This is a genomic window from Streptomyces sp. NPDC005574, assembly GCF_040605435.1.
Taxonomy (GTDB): Bacteria; Actinomycetota; Actinomycetes; order Streptomycetales; family Streptomycetaceae; genus Streptomyces.
Map to the genome: position 1 here is coordinate 149,481 of NZ_JBEXCW010000005.1, position 21,839 is coordinate 171,319.

18 protein-coding genes and 1 pseudogene are annotated in these 21,839 nt (G+C 70.0%); 10 read left to right on the forward strand and 9 right to left on the reverse strand.

Annotated features, from left to right (window positions below; translation table 11 throughout):
- The first annotated feature begins 292 nt into the window (after window positions 1–292).
- The 4 genes and pseudogenes from ABZT03_RS05845 to ABZT03_RS05860 all read left to right on the forward strand — a co-directional run bounded on the left by ABZT03_RS05845 (window position 293) and on the right by ABZT03_RS05860 (window position 4,416).
- Window positions 293–1,474, forward strand: a complete 1,182-nt coding sequence (locus tag ABZT03_RS05845; RefSeq protein WP_356034003.1) for an FAD-dependent monooxygenase — start codon at window positions 293–295, stop codon at window positions 1,472–1,474.
- Complete coding sequence (locus ABZT03_RS05850) at window positions 1,474–3,012, forward strand: hypothetical protein (protein WP_356034005.1); 1,539 nt, start codon at window positions 1,474–1,476, stop codon at window positions 3,010–3,012. The genes ABZT03_RS05845 and ABZT03_RS05850 overlap by 1 nt, the downstream gene beginning before the upstream one ends.
- A 242-nt stretch (window positions 3,013–3,254) precedes the next feature.
- Window positions 3,255–3,404, forward strand: a pseudogene (locus ABZT03_RS05855) (dihydrofolate reductase); the annotation flags it as partial.
- Window positions 3,405–3,573: 169 nt separating this feature from the next.
- Complete coding sequence (locus ABZT03_RS05860) at window positions 3,574–4,416, forward strand: alpha/beta hydrolase (protein ID WP_356034007.1); 843 nt, start codon at window positions 3,574–3,576, stop codon at window positions 4,414–4,416.
- Between the two features lie 271 nt (window positions 4,417–4,687).
- On the opposite strand, the gene ABZT03_RS05865 is transcribed toward ABZT03_RS05860, so the two are convergent.
- Window positions 4,688–5,539 carry a helix-turn-helix transcriptional regulator gene (locus ABZT03_RS05865; protein ID WP_356034009.1) on the reverse strand — a complete coding sequence of 284 codons (852 nt, stop codon included), beginning with the start codon at window positions 5,537–5,539 and terminating at the stop codon, window positions 4,688–4,690.
- A gap of 87 nt (window positions 5,540–5,626) precedes the next feature.
- Between ABZT03_RS05865 and ABZT03_RS05870 the strand changes: the two genes are divergently transcribed.
- Window positions 5,627–6,430 (forward strand): glucose 1-dehydrogenase, encoded by an 804-nt coding sequence (locus ABZT03_RS05870; protein ID WP_356034011.1) that lies wholly within the window; start codon window positions 5,627–5,629, stop codon window positions 6,428–6,430.
- A gap of 214 nt (window positions 6,431–6,644) precedes the next feature.
- On the opposite strand, the gene ABZT03_RS05875 is transcribed toward ABZT03_RS05870, so the two are convergent.
- The 3 genes from ABZT03_RS05875 to ABZT03_RS05885 all read right to left on the reverse strand — a co-directional run bounded on the left by ABZT03_RS05875 (window position 6,645) and on the right by ABZT03_RS05885 (window position 9,864).
- Entirely contained in the window at window positions 6,645–7,508 is an 864-nt protein-coding gene (locus ABZT03_RS05875) for a carbohydrate ABC transporter permease (RefSeq protein WP_356034013.1), read from the reverse strand.
- Window positions 7,505–8,470 (reverse strand): sugar ABC transporter permease, encoded by a 966-nt coding sequence (locus ABZT03_RS05880; protein ID WP_356034015.1) that lies wholly within the window; start codon window positions 8,468–8,470, stop codon window positions 7,505–7,507. Before ABZT03_RS05880 ends, ABZT03_RS05875 begins: the two co-directional genes overlap by 4 nt.
- A 77-nt stretch (window positions 8,471–8,547) precedes the next feature.
- Window positions 8,548–9,864, reverse strand: a complete 1,317-nt coding sequence (locus ABZT03_RS05885; protein WP_356034017.1) for an extracellular solute-binding protein — start codon at window positions 9,862–9,864, stop codon at window positions 8,548–8,550.
- 286 nt (window positions 9,865–10,150) lie between these two features.
- Here ABZT03_RS05885 and ABZT03_RS05890 point away from each other — a divergent pair, with 286 nt between their 5' ends.
- Window positions 10,151–12,547 carry a glycoside hydrolase family 2 protein gene (locus ABZT03_RS05890; RefSeq protein ID WP_356034019.1) on the forward strand — a complete coding sequence of 799 codons (2,397 nt, stop codon included), beginning with the start codon at window positions 10,151–10,153 and terminating at the stop codon, window positions 12,545–12,547.
- Window positions 12,544–13,572 carry a LacI family DNA-binding transcriptional regulator gene (locus ABZT03_RS05895; RefSeq protein ID WP_356034021.1) on the forward strand — a complete coding sequence of 343 codons (1,029 nt, stop codon included), beginning with the start codon at window positions 12,544–12,546 and terminating at the stop codon, window positions 13,570–13,572. The genes ABZT03_RS05890 and ABZT03_RS05895 overlap by 4 nt, the downstream gene beginning before the upstream one ends.
- A 126-nt stretch (window positions 13,573–13,698) precedes the next feature.
- Here the strand turns inward: ABZT03_RS05895 and ABZT03_RS05900 are convergent, their stop codons facing one another.
- The 3 genes from ABZT03_RS05900 to ABZT03_RS05910 all read right to left on the reverse strand — a co-directional run bounded on the left by ABZT03_RS05900 (window position 13,699) and on the right by ABZT03_RS05910 (window position 17,162).
- Window positions 13,699–14,835: a cellulase family glycosylhydrolase gene (locus ABZT03_RS05900; protein ID WP_356034023.1), complete on the reverse strand. Its 1,137-nt coding sequence runs from the start codon at window positions 14,833–14,835 to the stop codon at window positions 13,699–13,701.
- A gap of 84 nt (window positions 14,836–14,919) precedes the next feature.
- A complete protein-coding gene (locus ABZT03_RS05905; RefSeq protein ID WP_356034025.1) occupies window positions 14,920–16,146 on the reverse strand; it encodes a cellulase family glycosylhydrolase in 1,227 nt (408 codons plus the stop codon).
- A gap of 503 nt (window positions 16,147–16,649) precedes the next feature.
- Complete coding sequence (locus ABZT03_RS05910) at window positions 16,650–17,162, reverse strand: PadR family transcriptional regulator (protein ID WP_356034027.1); 513 nt, start codon at window positions 17,160–17,162, stop codon at window positions 16,650–16,652.
- 97 nt (window positions 17,163–17,259) lie between these two features.
- Here ABZT03_RS05910 and ABZT03_RS05915 point away from each other — a divergent pair, with 97 nt between their 5' ends.
- On the forward strand, window positions 17,260–17,820 hold the full coding sequence (locus ABZT03_RS05915; RefSeq protein ID WP_356034029.1) for a hypothetical protein: 561 nt from the start codon (window positions 17,260–17,262) through the stop codon (window positions 17,818–17,820).
- Between the two features lie 117 nt (window positions 17,821–17,937).
- Here ABZT03_RS05915 and ABZT03_RS05920 read toward each other — a convergent pair whose 3' ends face one another.
- Both ABZT03_RS05920 and ABZT03_RS05925 read right to left on the reverse strand, forming a co-directional pair.
- Window positions 17,938–19,146 (reverse strand): NAD(P)/FAD-dependent oxidoreductase, encoded by a 1,209-nt coding sequence (locus tag ABZT03_RS05920; RefSeq protein ID WP_356034031.1) that lies wholly within the window; start codon window positions 19,144–19,146, stop codon window positions 17,938–17,940.
- Window positions 19,143–19,658 (reverse strand): hypothetical protein, encoded by a 516-nt coding sequence (locus ABZT03_RS05925; RefSeq protein WP_356034033.1) that lies wholly within the window; start codon window positions 19,656–19,658, stop codon window positions 19,143–19,145. The genes ABZT03_RS05920 and ABZT03_RS05925 overlap by 4 nt, the downstream gene beginning before the upstream one ends.
- A gap of 49 nt (window positions 19,659–19,707) precedes the next feature.
- Between ABZT03_RS05925 and ABZT03_RS05930 the strand changes: the two genes are divergently transcribed.
- Complete coding sequence (locus tag ABZT03_RS05930) at window positions 19,708–20,319, forward strand: PadR family transcriptional regulator (RefSeq protein ID WP_356034035.1); 612 nt, start codon at window positions 19,708–19,710, stop codon at window positions 20,317–20,319.
- A gap of 390 nt (window positions 20,320–20,709) precedes the next feature.
- On the forward strand, window positions 20,710–21,732 hold the full coding sequence (locus ABZT03_RS05935; RefSeq protein ID WP_356034037.1) for a LacI family DNA-binding transcriptional regulator: 1,023 nt from the start codon (window positions 20,710–20,712) through the stop codon (window positions 21,730–21,732).
- Window positions 21,733–21,839 lie beyond the last annotated feature (107 nt).

Here is a 21,839-nt window from a genome sequence, read left to right on the forward strand (position 1 = left end):
GTGCCGTGCAGATCCTCCTGCCCTGACCGGGCCTGCGGATGCCCACCCGCGATGGTGCGGTCGGCGTGCTGAAGACACCCGGCGTCATCGCCGACGTACCGGCTTCAACGGCCTGCGCGATGTCCCGCGACCGCAGGGCAGGCCGACCACCACCGGCACGTTGACAGGTGCCTGTCGACATGTTGCTATGATGCGCTGCTCAGTCGGACCTGTGCCTCGTCGCATGCCGCTCGGGCGCCTGATCGACGGCCAGACGAAGGGGGCGGGGCCCCCGAGCCAGGAGCGAGGACCCATGCCGCAGCGCGCCGCGACCATCGTCGGCGGCGGGATCGGTGGCCTCGCGGCCGCCCTTGCCCTGCACCGCCGGGGCTGGCGCGTCGAAGTGCTGGAACGTGCACCGGAGTTCACTGAGATCGGCGCCGGCATCTCCCTGTGGCCGAACGCACTGCGCGCGCTCGAGGCGCTCGGCCTGGCCGACGTCGTCCGGGCTGCCGGGGCCGTCGAGACCGCGGGCGGCGTCCGCGACCGCCGCGGCCGCTGGCTGTCCCGGACGGACAACGCGGAGCTGGTACGTCGCTTCGGCCATCCCCTGGTGGTCCTGCACCGCGCGGACCTGCTGCGGGCGTTGACGGAGGCGCTGCCTGCCGACAGCCTGCGATCGGGCAGCGAGGTGTCGGCGGTCCGTGACGTCGCCAACCGTCCGGTCGTCGATCATTGTGGGGGCGAGTCGCGGCCTGACCTCGTGGTGGGCGCCGACGGGCTGCGCAGTGTGCTCCGGCGCGCCCTGTGGCCCGATGCGGCCGGGCCTCGCTACGCCGGTTACACCGCCTGGCGCATGGTCACCGAGCCGCTCGCCGAGCCGCCCCGCGAGGGCGCGGCGACCTGGGGCCGCGGAGCGAGGTTCGGTCATACGGCGCTGCCGGGCCGGCGAATGTACTGCTTCGCGTCGGCGTCGCTGCCGGAGGGGACGGTCTTCGGCTCGTCCGAGTACGGCGAACTGGTGCGGCGCTTCGGGTCCTGGCCGGATCCCGTCCCCGCCCTGCTGGCCGCCGTCCCCCCGGACGCGGTGCTCCGCCACGACCTGTACGACCTGCCGCCGCTGCCCTCCTTCGTCCGCGGCCGGCTCGCGCTGCTGGGCGACGCGGCTCATGCCATGACTCCCAATCTGGGGCAGGGCGCGTGCCAGGCGCTGGAGGACGCGGTCACGCTCGCCCACTGCCTCGACGGCACCCAGGACGTGGCCGCGGCGCTTCACTCCTACGACCTGCTGCGCCGCCCGAGGACCCAGGCCGTCACACGCCGCTCCGCCCGGTTGGGCGCCATCGGGCAACTGTCGTGGCCGCCCGCGGTGTTGCTGCGCGACGTGGCCGCCCGCCTGACGCCCACGCGGGCGACGCTGCGCTCCATGACGCCGGTGCTCGGCTGGACCCCGCCCGGCGATCGGGTGACCGCGTCACTAAACGGGGGCCGCTGATGCCGGACTGGACGTATCACCCTCTGCGCGGCCCCGCTGCCGCCGTCCTCGGCCGACGCCGTTCGCAGCGAGCGGCCCTGCGACTGCTTGCCTCGATCGGCTCACGACCCGGCGGCGCGCGGCTGATCTCACGGGCGTTCGGACACCGTCATCCGCCCGCGCAACTCGCCGGTGAGATCGCCGGGGTGCCCGTGGCCGTCCGCCTCGGTATATCCGTCCCGCCCTCGCTTGCCCGCGAAGCGGTACACGCTCTGCCGCCGCTCGGGGCCGGCTTCGTCGAGGTGGGCCCTGTCGCGTCGGCAGACATCGACACGGTCCGGGAGGCCGCGGCCGACCGCTCGGTTCCACTGGTCGTCCGCGCCTGCGACCCGGAGACCGAAGCCGCACTGAAGCCCTACGTCGACGGGTTCACCAGCGACGACGACCCGCATGTGAGCCGCGTGTCCGACCCGTCGGTCACCGCTGCGGCCGCCGCGATCGAGGAACCCGGCGCCGTCGTGCTCGCCCGTCCCTCGGTGCTTGTGGCGGCCGGGCCGGGCTGGTTCGCACGGGTCATCGACGCGGCCACGCCCACCGCGCCGGCCCCGGGACTGCACGACGTGGGCCGAGACCCCCGCCGCTGGCCCGCCTGGTGGTGGGCGCTGCTCGTCGGACTGGGCATGGTGGGCGCCGGACTCGGCGCCGCGGCGATCACGCTCGGACCGGTGCTGCTCTGGTACGACCGGGACTATCTCGGCATGACGGTGCACGACTTGCATGCCGCCAATCACCATCTCGTGCACTTCCTCCAGCACGACCGGATCACCATGGCCGGCACGATGGTGGCGATCGGCGCCCTCTACACCGGCCTCGCGCTCGGCGGGATCAGACGTGGGTGGACCTGGGCCCGCACGGTGTATCTGCTGTCGGGGGCGATCGGTTTTCCGACCCTGTTCTCCTTCCTGGCCACCGGCTTCGTGGAGCCACTGCACACCGCCACCACCCTCGTGCTGTTCCCGATGTTCGTGGCCGCGGTCCTACGGCCCCCACCCACACCGCGGTGGCGTCTGGTGCCCGAGGGACCGGAGCCGGAACGCCGCCGAGCGCTGACCGGCCAGCTGCTGTTGATCATCACCGGAGCGGGGCTGTTCGTCGGGGGAGCGGTGATCTCGGTGGTGGGTCTGACCGGCGTCTTCGTGCCGAGCGACCTGACCTTCCTGGGCACCAGCAGGCGGACGCTGGAGACCGTGAATTCCCGGCTCGTGCCGTTTGTCGCCCATGACCGCGCCGGGTTCGGCGGCGCCCTGATGTCGGCCGCGGTGGCGATCACCCTGCTCAGCGCGTGGGGATGGCGGCGGGGCGAGGCGTGGGTGTTCTGGACGCTGACCGCGGCGGCGGCCGCGGGATTCCTTCCGGCGGTCGCGGTGCACGGCGTGATCCACTACACGGACTTCTTCCACCTCGCGCCGGTCTGTCTGGGCATCGCCACAACAGGCACGGGACTGCTGCTCGCGCGCCCCTATCTGTGCGCCAAGTCACCGCCGAATCAGACCAATTGACGTGCCGCCACACTGTCGCCCTCGACGGCCTTGCCTACCGGCGCCCGTCCCGGCCCGCGAGCGGATTCCGGCCCTGCCTCACCTTTCGGTGTGCCGATGTCCGTAAGCGCAGACGGCGCTGCGAGGCCGGCGTGCAGCTCCGGGCGCGGTGCTGTCGGGCTGACTTCCGGCACGCGCCTGCCCGTGTGCGTGAGCGTGAGCGTGAGCGATGAGTCTGGGCGGCGGATCGGGTCTGCCCTGTCATGAATCGAATCCCCGCTGATATCCCGGTCCGCCCCGACGGCTTCGTCACCGGGCACGGGCCTGGCGACCCCGGCCCGGACAACCGCCTGGTCACCGATCGCGAGGCCCTGCACAATTCGGCGTTCACCGATGATCCCGACGACCGCCGGGCTGACGCCGCGCCTCGCGTCCGCCGAACCGACGCGGCCCCCCGCGTCCGCCGCGCCGCGCACCGGACAACGCCGTTCACCGGCCGAGCGCCGCGCAGGCCGATGCAGCCCAGGGTGATCTCGGTGTCGACCGCGACGCACCTGACGTACGACCGCTTCCGGTGATCCGATGACCACTGTCGACGTCAATGAGATCGCCTTGGGCATCGAGTCGTTCGGTGACGACGACGCGCCGCTCGTCCTGCTCGTGGGCGGGACGACGATGCTCTCCTGGCCCGACGCCCTGTGCGAGCGCCTCGCCGCCGGTGGGCGCCGTGTGGTGCGCTACGACCTGCGTGACAGCGGGGAGTCGACGACCACGGATCCGGAGGCGCCCGCCTACACCCTGCGCGGCCTCGCCGCCGACGCGGTGGCCCTTGCCGACGCGCTCGGCGGGGGACCTGCGCACCTCGCTGGGATCGGTGTCGGCGGGATGGTCGCCCAGGTGGCCGTGCTCGACCACCCCGGCGCGTTCTCGGCACTCACCCTGGTGGGCACCCGCGCGGTTGCCCCTGGCCCGCCCGACGATGACCTCCCCGACCATGACCAGGCGACGATGAGCCGGCTGTTCGCGCGTCCGATGCCCGACTGGACCGACCGCGAGGCGGTGGCGGAGTTCGCCGCGGCCGGCGCGGAGATCCGCGGCGACGACCCGATCGCCGCGCGCGCGATCGCTGCCCGCATCTGGGACCGCACGCCCGGCACCGCGACACCGGTTCAGATGGCCAACCAGATGGGCCTGGTGTTCTCCAGGCTCGACTGCAGGCCCCGCCGGCGCGAGCGACTGCCCGAGATCGGGGTCCCCACCCTTGTCGTCCACGGGCGCCGCGACCGGTTCTTCCCCGTCGGCAACGGCGAGGCGATCGCCCGCGAGATCCCGGGGGCACGGCTGCTCGTCCTCGAGGACGCCGGCAGCGCGATCCCCGATGCGGCGATCGGCGAGGTCACCGAGGCGATGTTCACGCTCGGATAGAGGCGCCGGGTGCCACGAGCCTGCGGCCCCCACGCGGCAGTGCACGTCGGTGACTTGACCCGGCCGCGCGTCGCGTCGTACGAGGTCATCACCGTGCGGGCGTGGCCCTGCGTGACGGGCGCACGGGTTCGGGAACCTGTCCGGGGGCTCGGTCCGATCCCGCCGATGGCCGGCCGCCCGCAGGCATGGGGCCGTCGATGCCGTTCGATGAGCCCGGTCCGACGGGCTCCTGGTGGCCGGTGCCCCGCAACCGACCGTGGCGTGGCGGGGTTCAGCCGGGTACGTCCATGCGCTGGGTGCCGATGACCGACAGCAGCCTCAGCGCGTCCTCCGACGGTGAGCCGGGTTCGGCGGTGTAGATCACGACCCGCTGGTCCCGGTCGGCGATGTCGAGGACGTCGCAGTTGACAGTCACGGGGCCGACCAGCGGGTGCTGGAGGGTCTTGCACAGAGTGGGTTCGGCGGACACGTCGTGGGAGGCCCAGAGCCGGGCGAACTCCGCACTGCCCGAGCGGAGTTCGGCCACCAGTGAGGCCACCTCCGGGTCGTCGGGGTAGCGGGCGGCCGTGGCGCGCAGGTCCTGGGCCGTGTTGCGGGCGAAGGCGGCCGCGTCCAACAAGCCGTACGTGCCACTCCCTTGCCGGCGCGGCTCCAGGAAGACGCGGCGCGCGAAGTTGCGCTCGCGCCGTGACAGAGCGGAGAAGTCCTCCAGGAGAGCGGTCGCCAGATCGTTCCAGGCGATCACCTCGTACGTCGCCGAGATCACGATCGCCGCGGCCTGCGGCAGCCTGTGGAGCAGGCGCAGAATGCTCTGGCGCACCTCACGGGAAGGCCCGGGTGGCGGGCCCGGCGGCGCGCCGGCCAGGTGGTGGAAGTGGTCGCGCTCGGCATCCGACAGGCGCAGGGCTCGGGCCACACCGGCCAGCACATCGCGTGACGGGCGCGGGGCACGCGCCTGCTCCAACCGCGTGTAGTACTCGGTCGAGATGAACGCCAGCTGGGCCACCTCTTCACGCCGCAGCCCCGGCGTACGGCGGCGCCGCCCTGTGGGCAGTCCCACCTCGGCCGGAGTGATCCGCTCACGCCTGCTGCGCAGGAAAGCGCCCAGTTCTTGTCTGTCCACCCCCTCAGTGTGCGCCGATGCCGCTGACGCTATCCAGGTACCGCCTGTGCCTGGATAGCGTCAGCGACCGGACGCAGGCTTTCTGCCATGGACAACACACCCACCGCCGACACTTCCATCCCGACCGCCTCCCCGGCCCTGCTGGCCGGCAAGGTCGCCTTCATCACCGGCGCCGGGCGCGGGATAGGCGCCGCCGCGGCACGGCTGTTCGCCCGAGAGGGCGCCCGGGTGATGCTCGCGGCCCGCACGGAGGACCAGCTGGAATCGGTGACCCAGGACATTCGTGCGGCGGGCGGCACCGCGGACCACGTCGTGTGCGACCTGGCCGACGCGGACAGCGTGCGGGCCGCCGTCGACCGCACCGTGAGCCGGTACGGCCGGCTCGACATCGCCTTCAACAACGGGGCGACGGGAATCCCGCCGGGCCCGATGGACCAGGTGCGGGAGGCCGACCTCGACCGCATCTACGAAGTGAACTTCAAGGGCACTTGGCTGGCCATGGCCGCCGAGGTCGCCGCCATCCGGGCCACCGCCGGCACCGGGGCCATCGTCAACAACTCCAGCGTCGGCAGCCACAGGGGCAACCCCGAGCTGCCCGCCTACGGGGCGATGAAGCGGGCGGTCAACAGCCTCACCGAGTCCGCCGCCGTGACCTACGGCCCGGAGGGCATCCGTGTCAACGCCATCGCCCCCGGCACCACCCTGACCGAAATGATGCGTGGTTGGGACGACGTCAACCCCGGCATCATCGAGCGCATCAACGCGGGGACCCCGCTGCGGCGTGCCGCCGACCCCGGCGAGATCGCGCAAGCCGCCGCCTGGCTCCTCAGTGACCGCTCCTCCTACGTGACCGGCGCGGTCCTGAAGGTCGACGGCGGCCTCGGGGCGTGAGGCAGGGCGTCCGACGCCCGCCCGCTCGGGCCGCTGTCGCGAAGCCGTCGGGGCGCGGGTCCCGGTCGCGGAGCCGAGTGAGATCGACGTCGGTCCGGGGATCGTCAGACCTCGGGCCGCACGCCGGGTTCACGTGGCGGCAGGACGCACAGGTCCTGCGGGTGTCGGGGTGCGACCGTCGCCGCCGGGAACGTCACGCGTCATCGGCGTCCCGCTATTTCGTCGCGCCCTGCGCGAACCCGTTGTAGATGTACCGCTGGAGCAGGAGGAACGCGATCAGCGTGGGCAGGATGACGAGTATGGTGCCGGCCGAGATGTTCTCCCAGTGCGCGCCGAACGGGCCCTTGAACCGGAACAACGCGGTGGACATCGTGCCCAGGTCCTCCGACGGCATGTAGAGGAAGGGGATGTAGAAGTCGTTGTACACCGTGATCCCCTTGACGATGACGACCGTCGCCACGGCGGGCTTCAGAAGGGGAAGGATGATCTTCCAGTAGATCGTCCAGGCGTTGGCTCCGTCCAGCCGGGCCGCCTCGTCCAGTGACGTCGGGATACCGCGGATGAACTGGAGGAAGATGTAGATCGACAGGATGTCGGTGCCCGTGTAGAGCAGGATGGGCGCCCAGCGCGTGTCGAACAGGCCGAAGCTGTTGACGACCTGGAACGTGGCCACCTGGGTGGTCACCCCGGGAACGAGCGTGGCCACCAGGAAGAGGCCCATCACCAGCTTCCTGCCGCGGAAGACGTAGCGGTCGATGGCGTACGCGGTCATCGAACCGATGATCACCGTGCCGGTGATCGAGAAGAGCAGGATAAAGGCCGTGTTGCCGAACGCGGTGAGCATGTGGCCGTCGGTGAAGGCGGTGGCGTAGTTGTCGAAGTTCAGCCAGTGCCGGGGCAGGGCCAACGCCCCGCCGCCGTCGACGAGTTCACTCGACGTCTTCAACGAGGTGAGGAACACCACGAGGAGCGGTGTCAGGACGACCAGCGAGGCGAGGACCAGGGAGCCGTAGGTGAAGGTCCTGGACACCCGGTGACGCTTGGAGGGGGTGCGCGCGGGGCGGGCGACGGAGCTCATACCAGGTCCACCTTGTCGTCGGGCAGAATGCGGCGCTGCAGCCAGGTGATCAGCAGGACGATCACCAGGAGGACGACCGCCGCGGCGGACGCCAGCCCCGTCTTGTTGAACTGGAAGGCGAGCTTCACCGTCTGGATGACGAAGGTCGAGGTGCCGGTCGCCCCGCCGGTCATGATCCAGGGAATCTCGAACACCGCGAGGGAGCCGGAGACGGCCAGGATGACGCTGAGGCCGATCACCGGCCTGATCCCCGGGAGGATCAGATGGCGGAACTGCTGCCACCGGTTCGCTCCGTCGAGTTCCGCCGCCTCGTACAGCTCACCCGGGATCGACTGGATCGCCCCCAGGAACAGGACGAAGTTGAGGCCGGTGAACCGCCACACCGAGACACCCGCCAGCGAGACGTTCGCGGATTCGGCGCTGCCCAGCCAGGAATGGCCGGAGCCCGCGCCGAACCACGAGAGCACGGTGTCGAGCGTGCCGCCTTCCTGGAAGAAGTAGAGGAAGACGAACCCGATGGCGACGCCGTTGATCAGATACGGGAAGAACAGGATCCCCTTGAAGAGGTTCCGCAGACGGACGTCGAAGCTGAGCAGTGCGGCGAAGTAGAGGGCGGCGGCGATCTGCACGACCGAGGCCGCGAGGTAGTAGAAGCTGACGAAGAAGACACGGAACAGCTCGGGCCGGGTGAAGATCTCGGTGTAGTTCTTCATCCCCGTGAAGTCGCGGTCGGGGCTCACTCCGTCCCAGTCGGTGAAGCTGTAATAGATCATGTTCCCCACCGGCACATAGGTGAAGGTGATCAGCAGTCCGAGCGGCACCACCAGGAAGAGCCAGGGTGTGATCCTCCTCAGAGGGTGGCTGCGCCAGGAGCGGGGGGCCGGCGGCGACTCACCGCGCGTGCCCTGACGGGAGTCGGTGGGCGCGGGCTGGGCCGCCCGGGCCCGGGTGCTGTGTGACATGGAGGTCTTCCTCGTCCGTGGTGGGGGAGGACGGGGCTCGGCGGTCGCACGGCGTGCTCGGGCCCCGTCGCCGTGACTCAGGATCCGACGGTCTTCCTGGCCTCGGACCACCGCTTGTCGAGATCCGCGAAGAAGCCCTCCAGATCGCCCTTCTGCGCACCGCGGGCGAGGTCGACCAGCTTCTGCCGGTAGTCGGGCTTGTTCAGCCCGATCTCCGCCGCGTCGTCGATGGCGTTGACCGCGGCGGTGTCCGTCTCCGAACGCTCCACGAACCGGACATCGTTGTCGGCGTAGGCCTTCAGAGTGCTCGGCATGGGCGCCGACTTGAGTGCGGAGACCGCCCCCTCCTTCTCCGCGTAACCGGACTTCTCCGTGAACCAGTCGATCCAGGCGCGAGCGGCGGCCTTGTGGGAGGAATGGGTGTTCACGGCCTGCTGGTAGTCGGACAGCAGGGTGGCGCAGAACTTCCCGTCCTTCTGCGCGGGGAAGGGCATGAAGCCGATGTCGTCGGGGTTGTCGCCGGCCTGTCGTGCCGCGTCCTGCATCTGGGTGATGGCCCAGGAGCCGAGCTGCATGCTCGCGATCTTGCCCCGGGCGAGCAGTCCCTTGGAGTTCTCCCAGTTCGTGGTGGTCGGATCCTTCTCCGAGAGCTTGTCGTGCACGATGTCGTAGAGCAGCGTGTCGATGACGTTCAGGTCACTGCCCATGGTCCAGGGCGCGTCGGAGCCGGCCAGTCCGTTGCTCGACTGGGGGTCGCAGCTGACGGAACCGAGACTGTTCGTCCATGCGGTCAGCGGCCAACTGTCCTTGAAGTTCGTGTAGTACGGGTCGGCGTCCGTCTTCTCCCTGATCTTCCGCAGGTCTGCCAGGAACTGCGCCGGCGTGGTGGGCCAGTCGGTCACACCGGCTCGCTTCCAGACGGCCTTGTTGTAGACGAACCCGTTCGCCGTACCGAAGCTCGCGATGCCGTACGCCTTGCCCTTGACGTCGGTCTTGTCCATGAAGCGGTACTTCGTGCTTAGTCGAGCGGTGTCACCCAGCGGTGCGAAGAACTTCGGGTAGTCGTCCTTCGCTATGGCGGCCGGGATCATGAGGACGTCGCCGTAGTGTTCCGTGTTCATGCGGATCTTGACTTCGCCCTCGTAGTCCGTGATGGCCTCGAACTTCACCTTCACCTTCGGGTACACCTTGGTGAACTCGGCGGCGTACTTCTTCATCGTGCCGTTCTGCACGAGGTCCGTCCGCTGGGTCAGGACGGTGATGTCCCCGGACACGCTGCTCGCGTCGGCGGGCGCGGTGGCCGCCTCGCCGGACGGTGCTCCCGCCCCGCTGCATCCGGCGAGTGTCAGGGTCGCGGCGGCGAACACGGCGGTCGCCGTTGACTTCCTTGCCATGTGCCCGGCTCCTTCCAAGGTTGCGGCTCGGTTCCCCCGAGCGGGCTGCCCGGAACTATGGCAGCGGCTGCATGAACCGGTAAAGGTTAAGTGCGCCTCGCGTTGCCTAATCGTTACTGATCCGCGGATGGGTGTGTCTGTTACCGCAGTTGGAAGCCGGTGTAGGCACTTGGCTGGAAGGGCATCCGCCGTCTGAACCGGTTTATGGACAGACGGTGGGACGAGCGGATAGTTTGCCTCCAGCCCGCGGACCGGTGACGCGGGATCCGGTGAGGGGAGCCGCGTTATGAAGGACGTCACCCTGCTCAGTGAGGGGTGGAGTCTGCACCATGAAGGGAGGGCGCTGGGGGTGCGCGTGCCGGGCTGTGTGCATGACGACCTTCACGCCCACGGGCTGCTGCCCGACCCCTTTCTGGGCAGCAACGAAACGGAGGTGGCCTGGGTGGGCACCACTCCGTGGACGTATTCCCGAGCCCTCGACGCGGCGACGGCGCACGAGCGCACGGACCTGGTCTTCGACGGCCTCGACACGGCGGCCGAGGTCGTCCTGGCGGGCCGGGAACTGGGCCGCACCCGCAACATGCACCGCTCCTACCGGTTCGACGTCACCGGCCGCTCCGGTGAGCTGACCGTGCGGTTCGCGTCAGCCTACGAGGAGGCCGAGGCCGTACGGGCCGTGGTCGGCGAGCGTCCGAACGTGTACCCCGCCCCCTCCCAGTACATCCGCAAGATGGCGTCCAGCTTCGGCTGGGACTGGGGCCCCACGCTCGTCACCGCGGGCATGTGGCGTCCGGTCCGGCTCGAACACTGGTCGACGGCGCGCGTCGCCCGGGTACGACCGGTGGTCACCGTGGCACGGGACCTCGGCCGCGTGGTCGTGCAGGTGGAAGTGGAGAGGACGGCGACGGGCGACGGGCGCCGGCTGACAGCCCGGGCCACGGTCGCCGGCGCGGAGTCCGAGACGGAGTTCACCGGGAACACGGCGGTGCTGAACCTGGAGGTGCCCGGTCCGGATCTGTGGTGGCCGCGCGGCTACGGCGAACAGCAGCTGTACGAACTGGAACTGACCCTGTCCGACGGTGACGACACCCTGGACGTGTGGCGACAGCGCATCGGTTTCCGCACGGTCGAGCTCGATCGCGAGGTGGACGAGCACGGTACGGCCTTCACCCTCGTCGTCAACGGCGTCCGCCTCTTCGCCCGCGGCGTGAACTGGATTCCGGACGACGCGCTCCCCTCCCGCGTCACGCCCGACCGCTACCGCCGCCGGCTCACCCAGGCCGCCGAGGCCAACGTCGACCTCGTGCGCGTGTGGGGCGGTGGGATCTACGAGGACGACGCCTTCTACGACGTCTGCGACGAACTGGGCCTGATGGTCTGGCAGGACTTCCTGTTCGCGTGCGCCGCCTACCCCGAGGAACAGCCGCTGCGGGGCGAGATCGAGGCGGAGGCGCGCGAGAACGTCGTACGACTGATGCCCCATCCCTCCCTGGTCCTGTGGAACGGCAACAACGAGAACCTCTGGGGATTCCGCGACTGGGGCTGGGAGCCCGAACTGGCCGGGAACTCCTGGGGCGAGGGGTACTACCTGGGCCTGCTGCCCCGTGTCGTCGCCGAACTCGACCCCACCCGCCCCTACACCGCGGGCAGCCCCTGGTCGGGAAGCTGGGACCACCATCCCAACGACCCCGGGCACGGCACCCACCACTCGTGGGAGGTCTGGAACCGCCGCGACTTCGCGGACTACCGCGACAGCGTGCCCCGGTTCGTCGCCGAATTCGGCTGGCAGGCGCCGCCGGCCATGGCGACACTGCGGCGAGCTCTGCCGGGCGAGGCGCTGGCGCCCGACTCGCCGGGGATGCTGCACCACCAGAAGGCGGAGGACGGCCAGAACAAACTCGACACGGGACTGAGCCGGCACTTCGTCCCACCCCGGGACTTCGACCGCTGGCACTACCTCACCCAGCTGGTGCAGGCGCGGGCGATCGCCGCCGGCATCGAACACTGGCGGTCGCACTGGCCGGTCTGCGCGGGCACCATCGTGTGGCAGCTCAACGACTGCTGGCCGGTGACCTCGTGGTCGGCGATCGACGGCGACGGCCGGCCGAAACCCCTCCACCACGAACTCCGTCGTCTGTACGCCGACCGCCTGCTCAGCGTCCAGCCCGGCCCCGAAGGGCCCGTGCTCGCCCTGGTGAACCAGACGGCGCACACCTGGAGCACCACGGTCTCCCTGCGCCGGCTGTCCGCGGACGGCGCAGTCCGCGCGGAGCACACCTGGCGCGTGGAGGTCGACGCACGCTCCGTCGTCCGTGCCCCCGTCCCCCCGCCCGTGACGATCGAGCCGGGAGCGGACAAGGAATATCTCGTCGCGGATGCCGACGGGCTGCGGGCGCTGCACTTCGCGGTGCCCGACCGGGACTTCGCCTACCCCCGGCCTCGCTTCGACGTCCGTGTCGAGCCGGTGACCGGCCCGGGAGATAGGGTCGACGTCGTGGTGACAGCACACACTCTCGTACGCGATCTCCTGCTGCAGCCCGACCGGCTCGCCCCGGACGCGGCGGCGGACCGCGGGCTGACCAGCCTGCTCCCCGGCGAACAGGCGCGCATCCGGGTCAGCGGCTGGTCCGGAGCCGACCCCCGGGCAGCCCGAGCCGCCCTGTTCTGCGTGGAACCCGCGTGAGCGTTTCGCCCAGCCGGGTCACCATCAGGGAGGTCGCCCTCCGGGCCGGGGTGTCCAAGGGCGCGGTGTCCCTGGCGTTCAACGCCAAACCGGGGGTCTCCGCCGCCACCCGCGACCGGATCTTCCAAGCCGCGCGGGAACTGGGCTGGACGCCGAACACCCGAGCCCGCAGCCTGGCCGGCATCCGGGTCGACACCATCGGTCTGGCGATCTGCCGGCCGGCCAGGCTGCTCGGCCTCGAACCCTTCTACATGGAGTTCATCTCCGGTATCGAGAGCGTCCTGAGCGAAAAGTCCTGTTCGCTGCTCCTGCGCCTGGTGCGCGACCTCGACGAGGAGGTCGGGCTGCACCGGCAGTGGTGGCAGGGGCGCCAGGTGGGCGGTTCCATCCTCGTCGACTTCCAGACGGACGATCCGCGCATCGGCGCCCTCGGCGAACTGGGACTGCCCGTCGTGGCCGTCGGCCACCCCTCCCTCACCGGCGGCCTCACCTCCGTCTGGACGGACGACGCCACCGCGGTGTCCGAGGCGGTCCGCTACCTGGCGGCGCTCGGGCATCGGCGGATCGCGCGGGTGGGCGGTCCCGGCGGCCTCGGACACAGCGCGATCCGTGCCGAGGCGTTCGAGACGACCATCCGGGACCTCGGCCTCGTCGACGCCCGGCAGGTCGACACGGGATTCGCGGGCGAGGAAGGGGCCCGGGCCACCCGTTCGCTGCTCCTGGCCGCCGAGCGGCCGACCGCGATCGTCTACGACAACGACATCATGGCGGTGGCCGGGGCGGCGGTGGCCCAGGAGTTGGGGGTGAAGGTACCCGGCGATCTGTCCCTGCTGGCCTGGGACGACTCCCAGCTGTGCCGGCTGACCCACCCCCCGCTGTCGGCGATGAGCCACGACGTGCACGGATTCGGCGCCGAAGTGGCGCGGACGCTCTTCGCCGTGATCGACGGACAGACGCCCGGCTCGCACCAGGTGCCCACGCCCACCCTCACCCCCCGCGGCTCCACGGGACCAGCGCCGCCGTGAGCGGAGATCCGTGGGCGGCCACGGAGAGTGGGCGGTGCCGAAGCGATCCGGCACCGCCCGCTCCGGCGGATGACCCCGCGCCGGTCACGCGTGCCGAGCTGTCGGCGGGCGTGACGCGGCGGAACGTCAGCCGCGCGCCAGGCGGTCCTTGAGACCCTGGCCGTAGGCCGTCGCGGTGCCGTTGTAGTTGCTGATGAGGGCCGGGCCCGACCGGCAGTCCCAGGTGTTCCAGGTCCAGGCGAGGTAACTCAGCCCACGGGCGTCGAGCCAGTTCATCAGCGTGTCGATGTAGCCGTGAGCGCAGTCGTTCTCACCGATCTCGCCGACGACCAGCGGATAGCGCGCGGCGACGGGGGCGATCTGGGAGTCCCAGCAGCTCTGCGTGTTGCAGTAGTTGAAGTTGTACGAGTGCCAGGAGGCGGCCACCTTGCCGGCCGAGTCCGTCGGAGCGTATGTCAGCCACTGGGACAGGTCGTTGGCGTAGCTGAGACCGCCGACCATGACGTAGTTGTTCGCGCCGGTGGACCGCACCGCGTTCAGGAGTTCCTGCATGCCGGCCACCGTGTACGAGAAGCCGGTGCAGGCGGAGCCGCCGTCCCGCCAGCACTTCCACGACGCGTTGTAGTCGGACATGACCTGGTTCGGGAACGGTTCGTTGAACAGGTCGAAGTACACGCCGCCGTCGTTCTTGAAGGAGCTCGCGACCGACTTCCAGAAGGCCGGGGTGTGGTCGCGGTCGGGCATGGGCTTCTGGCAGTTGGAGGCGTAGGTCGAGCACTGGGAGCCGGAGCCCGTGTACACGCCGCTGCTCCAGTGCAGTTCCAGGATCACGTTCTGACCGTTCTGGCGCAGCAGGGTGACGTAGTTGGTCACGGCGGTGCGGTAGGCGCTGCCGCTGTAGGCGGGGTTGACGCCGTTGATGCCGAGCCAGCAGTCCTCGTTGAGCGGGACACGGACGGCGTTCGCCCTCCAGTTCTTGATCGCCTGCACCGACGCGGCGTCGGAGGGGCCGTCGAAGATGCCGCGGTTCTGCACGCACATGAACTCGGTTCCCGAGCGGTTGACGCCGCGCAACCGGGTCGGCAGGGCGGCTGCCGCGACGGCTTTGGACGACTGTCGTGCGCGGTGCGCCGCGCCCGGCTGTGGGGCGGCGGTGGCGTCGTGTCCCACTGCCAGCAGAGCGCCCAACAGGGCGAACAGGGCGAGAAGGGCGAGCGGTAAGGGGGTGAGATGGCGGCTCTGGGATGTCCGGCTGTCAGGCATCCGGTTCTCCTCGGGGGGTGTGTTGTGTCATATACCTGTCATGGAAGGGCCGAGCAGTGTCCCTCCGCCCGGCCCCTCCCGGGCTCACCGGCCCATGGCGGCCGCGTGCTCGCTCAGCACACGGGCCGTCGAGCGTGTGGTGTTGGCGTCGTCGTTGTTCCAGGTGATGCGGAACCCGTCGTAGTCCGGATAGAAGGAGCCGTCGTCGACCCGCGAGGTCAGCAGCCAGAACTGGGATCCGGCTCCTGACTCCCGCTCGACGATCCGGGTCCAGCGGCGGTAGATGTCGTCCCGGGTGGCGGTGTCCGGTACGTCCTGGCCGGCGTCGATCCGTACGCCGAACTCCTCCAGGACGGCGGGTTTGCCCAGCCTGCGGGCGTCCCGCAGATGCCGGAGGATCCACTGCTCGCCCCAGCCGCCGACATCGGTTCCGGGCTTCGCGGACGAAGTCTCACCCCAGCCCTGGGGGTAGAGATGGAAGGTCGCGTAGTCCACCGTGCGCAGAGCGCTGAGCCGTCGCCAGTCGACGCCGTCGTGGTCGGAGTACGGATAGTCGGCGTGACCCGCCTCCCCGTAGGCCCCTTCGTCGCCGACGGCGACCAGCTGACGCGGCGCCAACCGCTTGACGTGCGCGCTCATCTCGGCCGCCCAGCGGACCAGGGTGTTCCCGGACCGGTCCGAGCGGCATCGCGGTTCGTTGGCCAGCTCGAAGGCCATGACGGTCGGGTCCTCGTGGTACCGCAGGCCCGTGTAGCGGTTCCGGCGCCCTATGACGTGGGCGGCGAACGCCTTGTAGCACGCGCGGATCGCCTTGTCGGTGTAGAAGCGGTCGTGATGAGGGGTCTCGGCCCCGTAGCTGTCGTCGTCGAGCCCCAGGAACCATTTCACGTACTGCTGCATCCCGCCGTAGTCGGGCCAGTTGTTGACCAGCGGGAGGACCAGCTTGATCCCGAGCTCCGCGGCCTTGTGGACCGCGTAGTCGAGCGCGTCGAAGGCGTCCTCGTCGTAGTGGTACGGCTGGGGCTGCAGCGGTCGGTCGGCCTTCTCGGCGCCGTCCGCGAACGCCCAGGCGCGCACCACGCTCAGGCCCATGGCGGCGGCGTCGTCGAGAGCGCTGTCGATCATGTAGTGCGAACGCTGGTGGAGGTAGTAGCAGTTGGTCCCTCCGAATCGGAACCGGCTGCCGGCGTGGACGAACTCGCCCTTTCGGACGGTGACGTAGTCGCCCCGGGGGCGGTGCGATGCGCCGGCGGCACGAGCGGAGCCGGAGGGCAGCAACAGGGCGCTGCCCGCGCCGACGGCTGCCCCCATCAGAAGACGGCGACGAGAGGCAGATGCGACAACGTTGTCATCTTGGATGGGGAGCATGGATCTCCTTCGGGCGGGAGGCTGCTGCCGGGCGGGTGCGCCAGGGTCGCGTCAGGTACCCCGGCGGCACGCTGTCGATGGAAGCACTAACCCGGTTGAGTGGTCAATGCTTGTGGCAACGGGTCGGTGTTCGGAGAGTCAAAGACACGAGATGCCATGTTTGCTGGGGAATTTGGCATCCGGTATCGCGCGAGTAGGCGTCGAGGCTGGCGGGTGGCGGCAACGGGTTGAGGACGCCACTAAAACGGTTTAGTACGCGCCGCCAGCCACGTCGGCCCGCCGGAGCCGGAGACTTTCAGCACCTCATCGACGCTCTGTCGCACGCGTCGGGGTTTCGTCGGAGGCGCCTGCTTCGGCTCGTGCCGCCGTCGGCACCGCCGTTCGTCTGACCCCTGCGACGGCGTTCGGTGAGGAAGAGTGTGAGGTCGGTGCGGTCCCGGCAGGCGTCACTTGATCTGTGCCGCAGCCCATTCCGCCCATTCGCGGCGCATCGTGTTGAAGCGAAGGCCGTACTCCAGGGCGATGCGGCCGTACACCGCGAGATGGTCGTCACCCCAGTCGACGGACTGCATGAGCTGCCGCAGATTGTCGTACTCCCGCTCGGACATCCCGGCGAGTTCGTCCAGGTAGGAGCGTGCCTGCTGCGGTGTGAGCACGCCGAGGAAGAAGACCCGCAGCAAGATGTCGCTGCGCAGGACTCGCTGGGGTCTGGTCTCCGTCATCCAGTGCCGCAGTTCGGCCAGCCCCTCCTCGGTGAGGGCGTACTCCTTGCGTCCACGAGGCCCTTCGGCCGCCACGGTGATCAGTCCGGCGGCGGCCAGCTTCGTCAACTCCGTGTAGATCTGGCTCTGGGTGGCCGGCCAGACGTTGGCCAACGAGGTGTCGAAGAGCTTCAGCAGGTCGTATCCGCTGGCGGAGTGCTCCGAGAGTAGACCGAGGAGCGCATGTCGGAGGCTCATGGTCCCGACTGTAGCAGCCACCTTCCACTATTGACATGTCACCTTCGAACCTTCTAGTTTCGACATGTCACAACGGGCATAACAAATGGGGGAGACCATGTCCTACTTGCGCACCTTCCTGCCGTGGATCGTCTTCGCCGTGGTCCCTGCGGGCTACTGGCAGTGGGCGGCGCTGGCCGCGCTGGTGATCGCCGTGGTGGTCATCGCGGAGCAGGTGCGTTCCGGCGTCGGCCCGGACGCCCTCGTCATGGAAGCCGGCTCCGCGGTCTTCTTCGCCGTACTGGCCGTCATCGCCTTCACCCGCCACGACTCGGGCGTGCACACCTACTCCGCGGCCCTCTCGGCGGGCACCCTAGCCGTCATCGCCGGAGTTTCCCTGGCCATGGGCACGCCGTTCACCCTGGGTATCGCCAAGCGGACCACTCCTCGCGAGATGTGGGGGGTCAAGGCGTTCATCCGCGTCAACGTCGTCATCACCGCCGTCTGGACCGCCGCGTTCGTCCTGACCGCCGTTGTCCTCGCCGTGCTGGAACACGGCGGACACGCGCACTCCACCGCCGCGACGCTCGTCCAGATCGCCGGTTTCGTCGTGCCGATGCTCTTCACCGTCCGCTACGTCGCCCACGTCAAGGCCAGGGCCGCCGCACGGACGGCCTGACGATCGCCCCTCACCGGTCGGTGACCGATCGGACCCGGCGCGTCAAGCGCCGGGCGCGGCGCCGGATCCGCACACCGGCGGCCGCTTCCGGCGCCGTGGCCGAGGACGGAAGGGAGTTCACGTGGGCGGGACCGCCTTCGCCTCCCAGTCGATGTGGTGGTCGAACTGCCAGGCCGTCTTCTCCGGGTCGATCAGCTTCATGGCCACCGGCATCACGAGGTCCCGCAGTGCGCGGCCGACCGGGCCCGCGGTCTTGTTGCTGTTCGTGCGGGCACCGAGCCTGATGATGCGTGCGACGCGGGGGCGGCGCAGTCCTTCGTACGCCGCGAAAGCCTGCTGGTAGGGCAAGTCCCGCAAGCAGCGCGCCAGTTCTACGGCGCTCTCGGCGGCGATGGAGGCGCCCTGCCCGGAACTGGACGAGGCGGCGTGGGCGGCGTCACCGATCAGAGTCGCGCGGCCGCGGGTCCACGTCGGGACCCCTGGCATGTTCTCCATCGGGCCGGTGACGAGGAGTTGGCCCACGTCGGTACGGCTGATCATCTGTAGGGCCGGGGTGCGGTCGCCGGCGAAGGCGGTCAGCAGGGTGCGCATCCATTCCCCCGCCCCGATCGCCTGGGCCTCGGCGACTGTCATCGGGACGCGGTGGGGCAGGTTCGCGAACCACACCGCCGAGGAGTCGTCGAAGACCTGGTAACCGAAGAACGCGCGCTTACCGAAGCACATGTACATGACGCCATTGGTGGAAGGCATCCCCGATCGGTGCATCCGTGCTCCGAAGCAGAGCAGCCCGGCGTAGTTCGGCTCGGGTGCGGTCGGGTCGATCAGGGAGCGGACTCTGGAGCGGATGCCGTCCGCGCCGATGACGATGTCGGCGCTCGCCTGCGTACCGTCGGCGAAGTGCGCGGTGACGCCGGAAGCGGTGTCCGTCATGCCGGTCAGCCGCTTGCCGTGGTGGATGGGGACAGAGCGGCGCTGCGCCTCGTCGTGGATCGCACGGTAGAGATCGGCGCGCCAGACGAACTGCAGAGACGGGAGGCGGGAGGGAGGGGCGAACTGCGCGAGGGGTCTGTCCGTCCAGCTCCTTAACCCCATGGCGGTGACCCGTGTGCCGATGGCGCGGACGATGTGACCGGCGCCGATCGCGTCAAGCGCGTCCTGTCCGTTCGGGGCGATGGTCATGCCGCCCCCGACTCCGTCGGCCGTGCAGTCGTACGCCTCGTGGACGGTGGCCTCGATACCTGCCTGGCGGAGGGCCATGGCGGCCACCGGCCCTGCGATACCGCCGCCGATGACGAGTGCGGTGCGGACCTTTCCGGCATGGGTCATGACCGGTACCCCCTTGCAGGGGCGTCGACCGTCGGTGTGCCACCGGTCCTGTGTGCGCGGAGCACATCCTGGGCGTACGCGCGGGAGAACATCGCGGAGAGGGTCGCGATGCCACCGCGGTGGACGCGGATCTCGCTGTTCGTCGCCGAGCCGGACAGCAGGACACGGCGGCCGGTCGCCGCGGCGCTGGTGGTTGAGGACTGCGAGTCCTTGATCTTGCCCTTGGCGGGCCACTTCAGGTTCCAGTGGTCGATGGAGGTGTCCTCGTCGACGAGCAGCTTGACCATGGCCCGGTCCATGTCGAGGTGGATCTCGACCTCGTCGGGCAGGTCGGGGGAGCGAAGGTCGAGGACCGCCGCGCCATGGCGGGCCCTGACCTCGAAGTGGCCGGCCCGGGTCCAGTTGCCCAGGCGCTTGACGAGGCCGTTGTCGGAGTGGACGCGTTCGGTGACGGGCATCTCGGTGGTTCCCTTCGGGTGGGTGTCGTCGCACTGACGCTTCGATAGTCGCATTGAGACTAGTTTCTCGTCAACTAGTTCTCGCGGGGCTAAAATCAGGTCCATGACCGCATCCGCTCCCCGCAGTTCCCCCCTCGCCCTGACCGTCCTGGCTCTGCTGCACTACAAGCCGCTGCACCCGTACGGCATTCAGCGGCTGGTCAAGGACTGGGGCAAGGAGCAGGTCGTCAACGTCAGGCAGCGTGCGAGCCTCTACCGCACCATCGAACGACTCAACGGCGACGGGCTGATCGCGGTCCGCGAGACCGGGCGCGATCAGCTGTACCCCGAGCGAACCGTCTACGAAGTGACTGACGCGGGGCGCGAGACAGCCCGTACCTGGCTGGAGGAGATGCTCTCCGCACCCAAGCAGGAGTTCCCGGAGTTCCCGGCCGCGCTCTCGAATCTGCTGCTGCTCACCCCCGAGGAGATGGTGGACGTGCTGGAGCGGCGAGTGGAGGCCCTCACGGAGAAGCTCGACGCACTGGCGGCGGCCGCCGCAGCGGAGGCCGATCAGGGGCTGCCCCGTATCACCGTTCTCGAGACCGAGTACCTGCGGGCCGTGACGACCGCGGAGTTGGCATGGGTGCACGCGGTGGTCGAAGACCTGCGAGCCGGCAGGCTCTCGTGGTCGAAGGAGCAACTGGACGCCCTCGCGGGGCCGGCGGCACAGTGACCTTGCGGCCACCACCCTCCACGTGAGGGGTGCCGGTCGTAGGGGTGAACACCGGGCGGGGACGTGTGGAGGCGAGCCGAACAGCGAACGAGCCGGGGGAGTGGGACAGTTCGGGGTGAGCGAAGGCCGCCGGGTCATGCCTGCGGTGCGAGTCCGTTCTCGGGCCGGTCTGCCGGCAGGGTGCCGCCGCCGGGCCCCTTTCCGCCGCACCGATCAGGCGGGAGGCATCCGGTGCGGGCAGATCGGGGCACGTCGAGCGATCCCCGCCTCACCTGTGATCTTGCAGGACGTCCTGAGTGAGGCCCCTCGGGCGGGCGCCGCGTGGCCGGAGAAACCGTGTGCCGGCCTCCTTCCGAGTCGTAAGATCGGTGATCTCAGGGGGAGGTGGTCATGGGCAGGGAGCGCCCTGGCGCGCCGACGCTGGAGGAGGTGGCCGCCCACGCCGGGGTGGGACGGGGCACGGTCTCCCGGGTCGTCAACAACGCGGCCGGCGTGAAGGAGTCGACGCGCCGGGCCGTGCAGCGAGCCATCGAGGAACTGGGGTACGTGCCCAATCTGGCAGCACGCTCGCTGGCCGGCCGGCGGGCCGACGCCGTCGCACTCGTCCTGGCGGAGCCGGACTGGAGGCAGTTCGCGGAGCCGTTCTTCTCCGAGATCGTCAACTCGCTCGGGGACGCGCTGGCCGACACCGGAATGCAACTGCTGCTGACCCTGGTCCGTTCGGACGCCGAGCGGCAGCGCTTCCTCGAGTACGCGCGGGGCGGGCGGGTCGACGGAGCCCTGTTGGTGTCCGTGCACGCGGGTGATCCGCTGCCCGACATGCTCGCCGCGGCCCGGCTGCCGACCGTGCTGCTGGGCCGTCGGTCGGGCGACGAACGCATCAGTTACGTCGACGCGGACAACGTCGGGGGCGCCCGCGACGCCGTCTCCCATCTGCTGAACCGGGGCAGCACCGGCATCGCCACCATCACCGGCCCCCTCGACATGCATGTCGCGCGCTGCCGGCTGCGCGGATACCAGGAGGCACTGGCCGCGGCCGGTCTGCCGACCGATCCGTCCTGGGTCGCCGAGAGCGACTTCACGCAGGAGAGCGGTCGACGTGCCATGGCCGAACTCATCGGGCGTCACCCGGAGATCGACGGCGTTCTCGCGGCGTCGGACACCACCGCGGTGGGGGCCCTGGAGGCGCTGCGCGCGGCGGGACGGCGTGTGCCCGACGACGTCGCCGTGATCGGGTTCGACGACTTTCCGCTGGCCGAGCGGACCGAGCCGCGCCTGACCACGGTGCGGCAGCCGCTGGAGGAGATCGGGCGGGCCATGGTCCGGCTGCTTCTCGAAGAGATGAAGGAGCCCGCCGTGGCGTGGCGGCATGTCATCCTCCGCACGGATCTGGTGGTGCGCGAGTCCGCCTGAGCGCGGAGGGCCGGCACTACAGGTCGGGAGCGCTCCCAAGAGGAGAATGCCCCCGCGTGGCGCGCACCGCGCCTGCCTGGCAGGTTCTAAAAGGCTGGGACACGTTC